The organism is Enterococcus sp. E5-37 (genome assembly GCF_035726925.1).
In the GTDB taxonomy this organism is placed as follows: Bacteria; Bacillota; Bacilli; order Lactobacillales; family Enterococcaceae; genus Enterococcus_B; species Enterococcus_B faecium.
Genome location: NZ_JAPMLG010000002.1, coordinates 254,680 through 268,857 on the forward strand (window position 1 = coordinate 254,680; position 14,178 = coordinate 268,857).

The window sequence follows — 14,178 nt, forward strand, 5'->3', positions numbered from 1 at the left end:
AGCCGAATTTATGTTATACTTATAAAAATTTATCTTGGGAGGCACTCCATTGGAAACAACATTAAGGAAATATATCGAAGTAGCAAGTAAAAAAAAGCCCGCTGACCTAGTGATTAAGCATGCTAAGATCGTCAACGTCTTTACGAAAGAAATCATGGAAAAAGATGTAGCAATCTGCGAAGGAATGATCGTAGGAATCGGTGAATACGAAGGAAAAAGCGTACATAATGCTAATGGGCAATATCTAGTGCCAGGATTCATCGATGGCCATGTGCATATCGAAAGCTCACTTTTATCACCAAGCGAATTTTCAAAAGTATCCTTGCTTCATGGAGTTACTACTGTAGTGACAGATCCCCATGAAATAGGAAACATTGCTGGGAGTACAGGTCTTGAGTTTATGATAGAAGATGCAAGACAAACACTCATGAATATCTTTTTTATGCTACCTTCTTGTGTACCTGTAACCCCTTTCGAGACCAATGGTGCAAATTTAAATGCAAAAAAATTAGCCCCTTTTTTACAAAAACCCGAAGTTTTAGGCTTAGCTGAAGTCATGAACTATCAAGCAGTAGCAAATAATGAAACAGACATCCTAGAAAAGATCCAATTGATGCACCAGCATAAGAAAAAAATTGACGGGCATGCAGCTGGTATCGGCATGGAAGAGTTAAATGTTTATCCTGCAGCAGGTATTCGGACGGATCATGAAGCTACAACTGCAAAAGAAGCTAAAGAACGTTTGGATCTTGGTATGTATTTAATGGTTCGAGAAGGGACCGTTGCAAAAGATCTGGCATCGCTACTACCGGCGATCACACCTGAAAATTCAAGAAGATGCTTCTTTGTCACCGATGATAAACTGATCAATGATTTAGTAAAAGAAGGATCAATCGATCATATCGTCCGTCAAGCTATTGCACTTGGAATCGATCCATTACAAGCCATTCAGATGGCAACATTGAATGCAGCAGAATGTTTTGATTTGAAAACACTAGGTGCGATTGCCCCTGGGTATCAAGCTGATTTCTTCTTAACAGACGATCTTACCAAGCTGCCAATTCATGAAGTTTTCTATAAGGGAACATTAGTTGTTCAATCTGGGCAACTCCAAGACCATTTATTTGCTGATCATTCAAATTCATATACGTGTTGTCTGCCAAAACTAAACGCTCAACCATTAAATCCACATTCGTTAGAGCTGCTTCTTTCTTCTTCACAAGTCCATGTGATCGAAATTATCCCGAATAGTCTAGTGACTAAAGATTTGGTAGAAAAAGTGGACCGACAAGGCGAACGATTCATTCCTTCAATCGAAAAAGACCAATTAAAGATTGCGGTGATCGAGCGTCACCATCAAACGGGAAACATTGGATTAGGCATAGTGAAAGGATTTCAGCTGAAACAAGGAGCGATAGCGACAACGATTGCCCATGACTCGCATAATCTAGTTGTCGTTGGGACAAACGACGAGGATATGCTGTATGCTGCTAATCTTTTGATTCAAAAAGGTGGCGGGATGACCGTTGTCAACAAACAGCAGGAAATAGCTTGTGTTTCTCTTCCTATAGGCGGAATCATGACACAGGAACCTTTTTCGATCGTCTATGAACAGTTGAATGAATTAATAACTAAAGCACATCAACTAGGAGCAGCTAAAACCTTTGATCCTTTTTTGACACTTTCTTTCTTAACATTATCTGTCATACCCGAATTGAAGATCACCGACAAAGGATTATTTTCATTTTCTCGCTTCCAATTGATTCCACCTTGTGGAAAAACCGATGAAATAAATACATTTTAAATCAAATAAATCCCAGAAAATACATTACATCTGTAATGTTCATTTTCTGGGATTTATTTATGGATATTAATGTTTTTATGAAAGCAGAAAGTTAGTTTCGCAGATTTTTCTTTTTGGTCTTATCTTGAAATTGAGCTTCTACTCGATAAATACGTTGACCTTTTAAAGAAAATTTTTCTTCATACTCCGTCATAATATTGCCTTCAAATTGACTTTGATGTAAATCTAACCATACCTGTTTGAGGATCATGCCATATTGAGAAAAACTTGCCAGAGAATACTCAAACAATCCTTGATTATCTGTTTTGAAATGGATTTCTCCATTTGGACGAAGAATCTGTTCATCTATAGCAAGAAAAGTCTTATATGTCAATCGCCGTTTTTCATGACGTTTTTTTGGCCATGGATCGGAAAAATTCAGATAGATTTGATCTACTTCGCTGTCAGCGAAATACTCTGTCAACGCTGATCCATCCACATGTAGAAGTTTCAGGTTAGGAAGCGGTTGTTCGATCAACTTGTCTAGTGCAATCGAAACAACACTGACCTGCATTTCTACTCCAATATAATTGATTTCAGGATGGGCTTTTGCCATTCCAGTGATGAACTGGCCTTTCCCCATACCAATCTCAATGTGGATTGGATGATCGTTTTCAAACAATTCATTCCATTTTCCCTTCCACAATGTTGGATCACTAATTACAAAATTCGGGTGAGCCGCTAACATTTCCGCTGCTCCCGGACGATTTCGGACACGCATTATTTATCTCCATTCCTTTCCTCTAATTAAAAAGGTCTGGCCAAATCTCCGCAGAGTTTGGGCCAAACCTCAGCCACTGAAAATTCGTTTTAATTGTAAAATTTCTTCGTTCATCCGTCGATGATCTTCACGTTTGCAATATCTGGTGATTTCTTGGAGCAAATTCATGGCCGCATACCAATGAAATTTTTCAAGCATTTCGTCAGTCGGGCGTATGCCATAACTGATCAGCCACTGATTCCAGCTAGACAGTGGCACATAATTTCCTAAAATCGTTGCAATATCCACCGCAGGGTCTGCAAACATGATTGAATCCCAATCGACTAGATATAAATAATTTTTACATACTAACCAATTACGATGGTTTACATCTCCGTGTACTACTGATAAGTTTTCCTTATCTATTGACGGGATCTGCTCACGAAGAAAACGATGGACAATTTGCAGAAATTGATTTTTCTGGAGTTCTTCCGGTAATTCTTTTTCATATTTTTGCAGCATCTTCTCCGGCGTCATGACACGACCACCGATACGGGTCAGCATGGTTTTAAGAGAATTTGAATGATGTAAATGGTACAAAACATCAATCACGTCGTTTCTTTGACCAATCTCATTAGGAGTCAGCAAGCGACCTTCCAGCCACTCTTGTGCTGTCAAAGTATCGCCATTCCCCGTTCGTTTTGTCCAAACAAGTTTTGGTGTAATTCCTTCCCTTGAAAGAGCAGCCAACATCGGAGTCGTGTTTCGTTTAATAAAGACTTTGTCCTCATCACGCATGCCTATGTATGTTTTTCCTGTGTCGCCTTTGATGGGACGTAACCGCCACTCTTGGTCTAACTGAAACTCCATCATGCATTCTCCCGTCCTCTTACTCTTTGTTTTGCAGTACTTATTATTCTAGTCGCCTGAACACTACACGTCAAGCACATATACGTTCTTTTTCATTTAATTGCCATTCAAAAAACCAGCTTTTCTCAAAAAAAATAGAACGAACAGCATTCTTACTGTCAACGCTCTATTTTTCATTCTCATTTTTACCCTACACAGCTCTGTTTTCAGTCTGACATCTTCTTCAAACGAGTGGGTACATATAGTTTAACAAAGAGCATAGTAACAATCAAATAAGCCGCTAGCGGAACCCATCGCTGCTGCCCATCTAATACGACTGCAGCAATCAAACCAAAAATAACCGACGCGATAATTAATACCCATGTGAGTAGATACTGAATCGCCTGCTTCTTCTGATTCTTATGGATCGGATAAAGCTGGACGAGAACCATATAGCGGAACTGGTTCGCTAAAGGTAACAGTTGGAACCCGATCAAATATAAAAATAAGAAACCGATAATCAGACTAAAATAAAAGTCGACTACTCCGGCAATCAATAACCCACCTATAATTACTAATCGGAAATAAAGACCACTAAAATCAGAACCTCTTGCCAATCTTCTTGCAAACAAGTAAAGATAAGTGTTTTTTGATTCTCTTTTAATATGAGTCAATACAGGATCCAAATAGCGTCTTCTTTTGATTTTTGCCGTAATTTCAGGAACATCTGTGAATAAATTGATAAATTGATAGATCTGATGCAACCTATGTTCTTCTACATGCACCATTTTCTCCCAATCCAATCCTTTTTCTTGTTGCTTCCACAAAAACCAGTAATATAGACTTGCCTGTACTAATGCACCTGCTATTCCTGCCCATATCAGCCAATAAAATGATAGAAACAAAAAGATCAGAGAAGAAAAAAACCAGCCTAATTTCCAATAACGAATAACTTGTTGATCTAGTCGAAACAATTCTGCTCTCTTGATTTGCAGATGACTGAATTTCAAACTCCATAATATGATCAGATAGACGAAAAACATCGAAAAGGATTGCTCCGTACTAACCACCACTAATGGCATGGCCAATCCGCATGCCAATATCAAAAAGATCAACGGAAAAATGCAAGAATAGCGAAAAGCTCGTTCCAAATAGGTTTGCATTTCTTTTTCTTTAGGAAGTAAAAAAACAATATCTGCTGCCTCTGCAAAAGTAGCCATCTTACCCACGAATAAACAGAGCATCCAAAATACAGAGATTATGAGCCCTCCAATTGCAAACGGTGGCTGCAGGGTTTTCAACCAATTAGAATAATATAATCCCACACCGCCAATCAAGAAAAGACAAACTAAAACAAAATGATCGTTCAATACATAACGCATATATTTCATCATTTTCTTTTGATGTCTTGCTAAACGTTTTTGAAAAAAACTACTCATGTACCTGCTCCTTTGTTAAAGCAATATAGATTTCGTCTAAAGAAGAATCCGGCAGCTGAAATTCTTTTCTCAACATCTCAAGAGAACCGTCTGCTCGTATCTCTCCGTTATGTAAGACCACAAAACGATCACAATATTTTTCTGCAGTAGCTAAAATATGCGTAGACATCAAAATACCGGCTCCTTCTTTTTTCATTTCTACCATCAATTCAAGCAATGCATTGATAGCTAGTGGATCCAAGCCTAAAAATGGTTCGTCGATGATATATAAAGAAGGCTCGATCAAAAAGGCGCATAAGATCATCACTTTCTGTTTCATTCCCTTTGAAAAATTAGCTGGGAACCAGTCAAGACGATTAGATAACCGAAAAGTCTCCAACAACTTTTCTGCTCTTTTCATTGCTGTATCCATAGGTATATCGTAGGCCATCGCAGTGACTTCGATATGTTCTCTCAATGTCAATTCTTCATATAAAGAAGGAGTCTCTGGAATATACCCAATTTGTTTGCGATATTCTTCCGTATTTTTCTTTAAGGATAGATGATTGATTTCTATCGTTCCTTTTGAAGCTTCCAGCAGACCGATAATGTGCTTGATGGTCGTACTTTTCCCTGCTCCGTTCAGTCCAATCAACCCTACTATCTCTCCAGGCTGTACATCGAAACTGATATCTTTTAACACAGGGAGATGTCCGTACCCCCCTGTGACATGATCGATAATTAAACTCATTCTTTTTCCTCCGCTATTTATTTTTATTTATTATACCACGAAGAAAATGACGGTATTTTGTTTTTTTCCTTACAATAGCTTTAACTTATGGTAAAGTTAAGCTGAAGTATTTATTCTTTATAGAAAGGATGTTTTATATGGAAAACTGTATTTTTTGCAAAATCATCAATCAAGAAATCCCAAGCTATAAAATATATGAAGACGACAAGGTCTATGCTTTTTTAGACATCTCTCAAGCAACGAAAGGACACACATTAGTCGTGCCTAAACGTCATGTAGCAGATATTTTTGAATATGATCCCGAACTTGCAGGAGAGGTTTTTTCACGTGTGCCTAAGATTGCTCAAGCATTGGAAAAAGCTTTTCCAGAAATGAAAGGTCTTAATATCTTGAATAACAACCGTGAACTAGCCTATCAATCTGTTTTTCATTCACATATCCATTTAATCCCTCGCTACAGCAAAGAGGATGATTTTTCTATTCACTTTGGCAATCATCAAGATAGTTATGGATCGGAAGAACTAAACGCTATTCAAGAAACAATCGTAAAGCAGGTGTCCTATGATGATTAAAAATTTTTTCAAAGGACTGTTATTTGGAGCTGCTGCTGGCACTGTCGGAGGTCTGTTATTGGCGCCCAGGAGCGGGAATGAAACAAGAAAGAAACTGATCGAAGAATTGGAAGAAGCAACAATTCTGACAAATGATTTAAATAACAGCTTGAATCATTTTAAAAGCGCATTGATCGAAACAAAAGAAACAGCTGAATCTGTGATCCCTGCTTTCCAAGAAGCAATCAAAAAAGATATCGAAGATTTTAAATTCCAAGCCGAACCACGTATCACACAAATCAATGAACAAGTAGAAAAACTAAAAGCTGATCTGCCAGAGTATCCTGAACAAATATAATAATGATTATTTTCTCAACAGATTTAACTATATAAGTGAGAAAAGTTTGCGTACTTCCTAGGAATGTGATGAAATTTTGAATTTTGTTTGAAACTACCACGACAACGTTTTTAAAGGAAATGGGATATGGTATAGTTAATATATAAAAATAATAACTAATTACAGGAGTGCAAATTTTAATGAAAAAAAAATCAATTATTTTGGCAGCTACTAGTGCGTTGGCTGTTTTAACTCTAGCAGCTTGTTCAGGCGATACTAATAAAGATATCGCAACGATGAAAGGCGGAACGATCACTGTATCTGATTTCTATGATGAAGCAAAACTTGAATCACCGAACCAATCCTTAGTACAACGGATGATCATTTATAAAGTATTCAATAACAAATATGGCGATAAAGTAACCGATAAACAAGTAGATGCAGAATACGACAAACAAGCGAAATCATTAGGTGATACTTTTGAATCACAATTAGAAGCTGCTGGATATACGAAAGATACTTATAAAGAATATATTCATAACAATTTAGCTCTTGAAGCTGGCTTGAAAGCTCACGTAGATATTACAGATGACGATTTGAAAACTGCTTGGAAATCCTTCCATCCAGAAGTAGAAGCACAAATCATCAAATTATCAAGTGAAGATGAAGCAAAAGATGTGAAAAAATCAGCGGATGATGGAGATGATTTCTCTAAATTAGCCAAAGACAAATCAACTGATACAGAGACAAAAGAAGATGGCGGTAAAGTTAAATTCGACTCAACGACAACAACTATTCCTGCAGAAGTAAAAGAAGCAGCTTTCAAATTGAAAGACGGTGAGATCTCCGATGTTATTACTACAACAAATCCTACTTCTTATGCGACAGAATACTACGTTGTCAAAATGGTGAAAAACCAAAATAAAGGCAATGACATGGATAAATACAAAGATCAACTAAAAGATATCGCTACTGAAACTAAATTAAGTGACAATGCATTCAGAACTAAAGTAATCGGTGAAGAATTAAAAGATGCGAATGTAAAAATCAAAGATGATGCCTTTGAAAATGTGTTGAGTGCATTCACTACAACTTCATCAAGTACGAAAGACTCAAGTGAAGCCTCATCTTCAACAAAGAGCTCTGACACAAAATCAACTGATTCAACAAAAGAATCTTCAACTGAAGAAACAACTGATTCATCAAAATAAAAGAAAACAAAAAAAGCGAAGACTTATGTCTCGCTTTTTTGTTTTGAATGAAAAAAATAAATTTTTGCTATAGATCTTTTGGTACATAGAAACTTCGATTGTCCATACCGAAAATCCGATCGGTGTATTTTCCTGGTTCTGTTTGACGAATCGAAGCCAACATCATCTGCATCGAAGCATCGATATTGTCGATTTGATGTAATATTTCTGCTTCCATTATTCTTGGACGTACAGGTGAGCCATATTCTAATAAGCCATGGTGTGCTAAAACCATATGACGTAATACGAGAACATCTTCGTCAGCTTCGCTGATTTTCAACGCAAGACAGGCTTTAGTTATTTCTTCGTCAATCAATACCAGATGACCGATCAAATTTCCTGCAAGCGTATATTCTGTCGACATAGGACCGGAAAGTTCAATCACCTTTCCTAAATCATGCAAAATGATACCAGCATACAACAATGCTCGATTCAGCTCAGGATATTCATCGGCGATTGATTTCCCTAAGTGAAGCATTGTCAAAGTATGATAAGCTAATCCACTGGCAAATGCATGATGGTTTCTTTTTGCTGCCGGAAACTCAAAAAATTGTTTTTGATATTTATTAAGTAGATAGCGAACAATACGATTCCAATGCGCATTGGTGATCTCAAACAACAATTGATTGATTTCTTCTTCCATTTCTTCTTTCTTCAAAGGGGCTCTTTCCATGTATAAACTAGGCTCTCCTGGCTCATCTACCCTTGTTAAGCGCATATGAAGAATCTTTACTTGAGGGTTTCCTTGATAAACCTCTCTTTTACCGTTTAGAAAAACGACTGTGCCGGCTGTAAATTTATTGATTTCCTCCTCCGAAGCATCCCAATATTTACCATCGATAGTACCTGAAGTATCTTGGAAAGTAAAAGCAATAAATTTTTTTCCGTTTTTAGCGATTCTTACATCTGCACTTTTGATCAGGACAAATTGTTCAAACTGCTCATCGATTACTAAATCACGAATTTTTTTCATTATTTGCTCCTTCTAATTGTTTTACGATTTGGTTCATTTCATGGTAATAGCTTACCATTTCTTTATCAGAAGAAAAACAAATTATTTGATACTTTTCTCCAAATTTAGCTAAAAGTTCAGCTAATTGATACTTTCGCTGATGATCATAATGAAGCCAGCCATCATCTATGATGATCGGGCATATCGAACGGTTAGCTTCTAATGAGAGGTAAGCAAATCTCATCGCCATAATCAGCTGATCTTTCGTACCTGTAGATAACTCATAGATGGGAAATTCTGTATATCCGTCTGTTAAAGTCAGTGTATCATTTTTCAGTAATATCTTCTGATAATTTCCTTTTGTTAAAATACCTAAATAATCACCTGCTGCTCTTAGTAACTGGGGTAATTGTCTTTCACTCATCTCTGTTGAAAGATCACCTAAGAATGTCCCGGCGATTTCAAGTGCTCCCCATTCCTCCAGTAATTCCTGTAATTTTGCTTTTTGCCGGCTAGCTTGTTGATAAAGTTCGTCCAATGTGCCGTCTCTTTGCAACTCTTCTACTTGAAGTTGGAGTCGTTGCCGATTTTCACTTGCTTCTTTTTCTTCTTGCTGGAGTTGGGATTGCTTTTCTTTCAGTTGGCGCAGTCTTACAGATAATTTCTCTTTTGTCAGCTCTTCAGGAAATAGTGGAGTAAGCATTTCCGATAATTCATTGTATCTTTTCATCTGCTGTTCGGCTTGTTTGGCTTTTTGTAAAAAGACAGGTACTTCCGAAGGATAAGATAAGCCTGCTTGAGTCAATTGTTCGCTGTATTCTTGTATCCATACTTTTTGTTTCTTTTTCAGTTGATTGATTTCTTGCTTCAATAAAGTATTTTGCTGATAGCTTCTGGCAAATTTCATCTGTTCCATCTCTTGTATAAAACGGGAAAGCAATACCATTTTTTCTGAAATTGTCTTATCTTGTATCGGTAACCATTCTTTAACAAACTCAAATTTTTGGTCGATTTGTCGTAGTTTTTCTTGTATTTCCTGCTCTCTTTTATGTTTCCGCTCAAATACGCCATATAATTTCTGATAATCTATGACTTCCTGTCCATATTCTTTCATGAGTTTGAGTGTATCCATCTTTCCTAAGTGCCGATGATCCGCAAAACGATATACTTCTTGCTGAAGAATCTGTTTTTCTTCCCCAGTTCTCTTTTGTTTTTCTTCTGCTTCAGCTAATTGAGCTAAGGCTAGATCAAGTTGTCCTAGTTTTTCTTGCCACATTCCTTTTATCTCAGAGAAATCATTTTTAGTTTTGATTTTTGGTTGCCTTTTGTAGAAGAAATAGCCAATCACGCCTGCACCAATTAGTAAAAGGATCACTTTCAAGGGCATTGGTACAAATATACCTGCAATGATTATTGCTCCGCCAGCCATCAGCATATACGGTTTAGATGAAGAGACTGGTGCTATCTCTGACTGATTTTGTAATAATGCTGGATAGGTCTCTTCCAAGTCATTCACTTCTGCTTCAATCATCACTTGCTGTTCTTTAGCTATTTGGAGACGCACAGAAATCTGGCTTTCTAGATCAGCAATCCTTCTTTCTTCAGCCAGAAGATGCTTCCATTCTTCTTCATATAAAAATTCTTCCGGTAACGGATTTTTCTGCCAATGCCACCTTTGTTCCAAAATCTTCAATTCTGAATTTGTTTCTCTAGTCTCAATTTGTAATCTTTGCCATTCTTCGTTTAATTGTTCCGCTGTAAATTGAAGTTGCTGGAGATCTTTTAGTTCCTGCTCCTGCTCTAAATAAAAATAATATCTGGCTGACTGCTGATCCATCCCGCTATGCTTTTCCAGTGTTGCTTCTAATTCTTCCAAACGCTCATTTGTTTGCTGATACCGTTTGGAGAAAGACTCCAGATCTAAAAGAAGTTGCTCATCAGGAAAACCTGTAGTGCTGTTTTTTTTGAGAGATTGCCATTCTTCATATAAAGAAAAATTAAGTTCTTGCTGTCTGGCTAATGAAAATTGTTTGTTCGCCTCTTTTAATTGTGCCAATAACTGCTGCTGTTGCGACTCGTATTCCTGTTCTTGTTGGATCAACTTGCCAAAATAAGCTTCCTGTTCTTGTTTTTGATGAATTTTTTCTTGCAGCTCTTTCCATTCATTTAATTTTTGATTGATTAGTAGTTTTTGGCCTTTTTTCTTGAATAATTGTTGTGCTTTCTGATAATATTCTTGCCGCTTTTGGAATACTTGAGAACTGCCCGTGATGCCTAAAGAAATCAGCGCATCATGTAGCTCTTTTTCTCTCAAATGATCTAGTTCCATCAACTGTTCCTGCTGGAAAGTAAATACTTGCTGGAATAACTCTTTCGTTAAAGGCGCAATCAATTTTTCTAGTAACTCATCACTTCCCACTTGATCCCCCAGCCACACCTTCGATTTTCCGCGATTTTGCTGCTTGTAGCGCTCGACAGCAAATTCACCATATACAGGATGTTTAAGCCATATTTTGCCGCCATAGGCTGAGCCGTCTTTTGGTGTATAATCCTTTTTTTTACGGCCTTTTGAAGGGAAACCAAATAATATTGCTTGAATAAATTGATAAATCGTTGATTTTCCTGCTTCGTTTCCCCCATAGATCAGCTGATTGCCTGAATAAAAGTCAAAACTTTTTTGACGCCATTTTCCAAAAGCAGCAATCTCGATCCTTAAAATCTTCATTCCTGATCCTCCTCAAATAAAAAATCTTGATTAAGCAGCTGCTTGGCTTTTTCAAGTGTTTCTTCTTGGTATTCCGGCAGTTCGCTCAATATTCTAGCCGCTTCTTGATGACTATATACTTCATTTAAAATTTGTTGGAAATCTTGAGGTGTCTGATAGTATTGAAATAACTGTTCCATCAATTTAGCAGAAGCAGCAAGTGGGATCTTCGTATAAAAGGTATCCTCTATGAGAGAAATACGCCAAATAAAGAAATCATTTATCCTATCTGAGAATTCCTCTAACAAATAGTCTAATAGCTCTCCTGATTGTATCCGTTCCAAAACATCTGTATTGAGATGGTCATAATCTTTTAATTTTATTTCGATTAAACTAAAACCATACTCTACTTTTGAAAGTTGCTGACGAATGTGAACAATGACCTCTTTTGTCGTTCTTGCTTTCCTCAATGATATTTCCTTTGTCTTCCAATAGACCTCTGCTACTTTAATCGGATGTATTTGGCAACTTCCTTTACTTAATTCAACAAGCAGAATGGATGTAGAAGTTTGTTCCTTTTTAGTATGACCTTGAGGCGCACCTGGATAAACAATTGTTTGCTTTTCATTTAAGACCGTTGGCACATGGATATGCCCTAAAGCCCAATAATCGTATCCCTTTTCTTGCATCTTTGAGGGTTGGAAAGGAGCATAGTTTCCTTTTTGAGAGACGCCAGGTTCCCCGTGGTACAACCCAATATGGTAATCTGTGAGTTCTCTAGAAGGAAATTCCATCACTTTGTCTTTTTGAATCCACGGTTGACGATAACTAAATCCACTGAGAGAGACAGTTTCTCCACTTTTTATCGTTATTTTTTTTGTCTCTACCGTTTCGGATGTAAATAAATGGACATTTTTAGGAAAGGAGAACCAATACCGCTCTTTTTGATAGAAATCATGATTTCCGAATATTATAAATACAGGTATATGGTTCTTTTCTAACCGTTTCATCTGTTCTGAAAAATGTTTCTGTATTTTTAATGAAGGACGATTTTGATGAAAATTATCTCCTGCAAGTAAAACAAAATCAACGTTATTTATTATTGCCTGTTCAATGATATTTGATAAAACGGTCAGATTCGTCTTCAATAGTTTTTCCTGTACAGTTTTATCAAGAGTTGTCAGTCCTTCAAATGACCGATCCATATGTAAATCTGCCGCATGGATAAATTTCACCATTAAAAATTTCCTCCTTTTTTTCTTTTATCATACCATTTTCAATAGCTTTTTTCATTAATAACCGAAAATTTGTTCGCATTACACAAAGAAATTACGACAAAATGGCCGGCTTCAAAAAATGAGTTTATTCGAAAAAAAGATTGTGACATGATTTTTGTCACAATCCTAAATATCTATGTTATATTCGCTTCGTTTGACACTGAAGAAGTACTATTTATACTGGAATTTATGCTCCATTTTTCCGTATTTAGAATTCTATGTTCTATACTACCTTAATTAGTTTATATGGTAAGAATTCTTTCAAATGCTTGAGATACTCCGTCTTTATCATTTGAAACAGTGACATAATCAGCTTTTTTCATGATTTCTTGATGACTATTTCCCATTGCAAAACTAATATCTGCACTTTCAAACATAGATAAGTCATTTAAACTATCTCCGATCGCGATTCTCAAAGGTTTCTTTAAATTGTAGATTGATTCCAAACGATCAAACACCACGCCTTTAGATACATTTTGAGGTACGATTTCAATATTTACAGGTGCCGATTCAGTAACAGACACATTTAGCATCTTTTTCAAATGGTTAAATATATTAGCTTTCAATTGACGATTAGGAATAAAAATAAAAAATTTGTAAATGCTGATAGCATCCTTTTCTATAATTTCCTCAATATTATTATAAGGGATTGAACAAATAGATTTTTCATACTCAAGCTCATAGTTTAGCTCTTTGATAGAAAATTCACACCCTACCTCGTGAAAAATTTTTTTCATTTTATTTTTATAATTCTGGGATTCATAACTTCCGAGATTTGTATATATTTTGGTTGGAAATTTCGATAGGACAGAATCAATTTTTTTTACATCATTTTTATCGAAGGAAGACTCAAATATCTTTTTTTCTCCATCAAATCCAACAGAACCATTTAACCCTACTGCTGGTATCCTTAAACCAGATTTTTTGAGAATATTATTAATGTCTTCTACTTCTCTTCCAGAACAAATGAATGGAAAACAGTCTTCCGGTAAATGTTTCATTGTTCTTGCATTTTTTTGACTAATGCTCTGGTCAGAATTCAAAAGAGTACCGTCTAAATCTATACCAATTAGTTTCATTTCATCCATGTCTCCTATACGTTGATTATAAATTCACTGCTTATTGTAAGTCTAAATTTCTCACAAAACATATACTAATTATACCTAATTTAAGTAAGTACAAACATCATTTTAAGAATAGGAAAGGACATTTATATACTATTCTCTGTATTTTTGATTTATAAATAAATATGAATTGAATCCAAATCAGCTATATTACTATTTTATAATAACCAACTATAAAAAAACGAAGTTAGGTGAAAAACTAACTTCGATATTCATAAAAGACTCTATTAGTTCAACTTAGCAAAAGATTTAAACAAAAAAAGATGAACTATTTCTAGTTCATCTTTTTGCCTTTGCGTGGCGACGTCCTACTCTCACAAGGGGCAACCCCTCACTACAATCGGCGCTAAGAAGCTTAACTTCTGTGTTCGGCATGGTTACAGGTGTATCCTTCTCGCTATCGCCACCACACTGTGGTGTTA

12 protein-coding genes and 1 rRNA gene are annotated in these 14,178 nt (G+C 36.3%); 4 read left to right on the top strand and 9 right to left on the bottom strand.

The genetic code is table 11. The features are described 5' to 3' along the window. Positions 1 to 49 precede the first annotated feature (49 nt). Positions 50 to 1,804, top strand: coding sequence for an adenine deaminase (ade, locus tag OS138_RS02805; protein WP_002319187.1), 1,755 nt, complete (start codon positions 50 to 52; stop codon positions 1,802 to 1,804). 91 nt (positions 1,805 to 1,895) lie between these two features. On the opposite strand, the gene trmB is transcribed toward ade, so the two are convergent. The 4 genes from trmB to OS138_RS02825 all read right to left on the bottom strand — a co-directional run bounded on the left by trmB (position 1,896) and on the right by OS138_RS02825 (position 5,561). Then, positions 1,896 to 2,564: a tRNA (guanosine(46)-N7)-methyltransferase TrmB gene (gene trmB / locus OS138_RS02810; protein WP_325069663.1), complete on the bottom strand. Its 669-nt coding sequence runs from the start codon at positions 2,562 to 2,564 to the stop codon at positions 1,896 to 1,898. 69 nt (positions 2,565 to 2,633) lie between these two features. Continuing rightward, positions 2,634 to 3,416, bottom strand: a complete 783-nt coding sequence (locus OS138_RS02815) for a phosphotransferase family protein (RefSeq protein ID WP_002286194.1) — start codon at positions 3,414 to 3,416, stop codon at positions 2,634 to 2,636. Positions 3,417 to 3,619: 203 nt separating this feature from the next. Next, positions 3,620 to 4,831, bottom strand: a complete 1,212-nt coding sequence (locus OS138_RS02820; protein WP_325069664.1) for an ABC transporter permease — start codon at positions 4,829 to 4,831, stop codon at positions 3,620 to 3,622. Then, the gene (locus tag OS138_RS02825; protein WP_010723628.1) at positions 4,824 to 5,561 is read right to left on the bottom strand and encodes an ABC transporter ATP-binding protein; all 738 of its coding nucleotides are present in this window, start codon (positions 5,559 to 5,561) and stop codon (positions 4,824 to 4,826) included. The genes OS138_RS02820 and OS138_RS02825 overlap by 8 nt, the downstream gene beginning before the upstream one ends. A gap of 137 nt (positions 5,562 to 5,698) precedes the next feature. Here OS138_RS02825 and OS138_RS02830 point away from each other — a divergent pair, with 137 nt between their 5' ends. The 3 genes from OS138_RS02830 (at position 5,699) to OS138_RS02840 (ending at position 7,660) form a co-directional block, all read left to right on the top strand. After that, a complete protein-coding gene (locus OS138_RS02830; protein ID WP_325069666.1) occupies positions 5,699 to 6,133 on the top strand; it encodes an HIT family protein in 435 nt (144 codons plus the stop codon). Next, a complete protein-coding gene (locus OS138_RS02835) occupies positions 6,126 to 6,470 on the top strand; it encodes a YtxH domain-containing protein (protein ID WP_325069676.1) in 345 nt (114 codons plus the stop codon). Before OS138_RS02830 ends, OS138_RS02835 begins: the two co-directional genes overlap by 8 nt. Positions 6,471 to 6,649: 179 nt before the next feature. After that, a complete protein-coding gene (locus OS138_RS02840) occupies positions 6,650 to 7,660 on the top strand; it encodes a peptidylprolyl isomerase (RefSeq protein ID WP_325069667.1) in 1,011 nt (336 codons plus the stop codon). A 67-nt stretch (positions 7,661 to 7,727) separates the two neighbouring features. Here the strand turns inward: OS138_RS02840 and OS138_RS02845 are convergent, their stop codons facing one another. The 5 genes from OS138_RS02845 to rrf form a co-directional block, all read right to left on the bottom strand. Further along, positions 7,728 to 8,672 carry a 3'-5' exoribonuclease YhaM family protein gene (locus OS138_RS02845; RefSeq protein WP_325069668.1) on the bottom strand — a complete coding sequence of 315 codons (945 nt, stop codon included), beginning with the start codon at positions 8,670 to 8,672 and terminating at the stop codon, positions 7,728 to 7,730. Beyond that, complete coding sequence (locus OS138_RS02850; RefSeq protein WP_325069669.1) at positions 8,656 to 11,376, bottom strand: ATP-binding protein; 2,721 nt, start codon at positions 11,374 to 11,376, stop codon at positions 8,656 to 8,658. Before OS138_RS02850 ends, OS138_RS02845 begins: the two co-directional genes overlap by 17 nt. Beyond that, the gene (locus OS138_RS02855) at positions 11,373 to 12,593 is read right to left on the bottom strand and encodes a metallophosphoesterase family protein (RefSeq protein WP_087626386.1); all 1,221 of its coding nucleotides are present in this window, start codon (positions 12,591 to 12,593) and stop codon (positions 11,373 to 11,375) included. The genes OS138_RS02850 and OS138_RS02855 overlap by 4 nt, the downstream gene beginning before the upstream one ends. A 281-nt stretch (positions 12,594 to 12,874) precedes the next feature. Beyond that, positions 12,875 to 13,720: a Cof-type HAD-IIB family hydrolase gene (locus OS138_RS02860; RefSeq protein ID WP_087626385.1), complete on the bottom strand. Its 846-nt coding sequence runs from the start codon at positions 13,718 to 13,720 to the stop codon at positions 12,875 to 12,877. Between the two features lie 331 nt (positions 13,721 to 14,051). Then, a 5S ribosomal RNA gene (gene rrf / locus OS138_RS02865) occupies positions 14,052 to 14,167 on the bottom strand. Positions 14,168 to 14,178 lie beyond the last annotated feature (11 nt).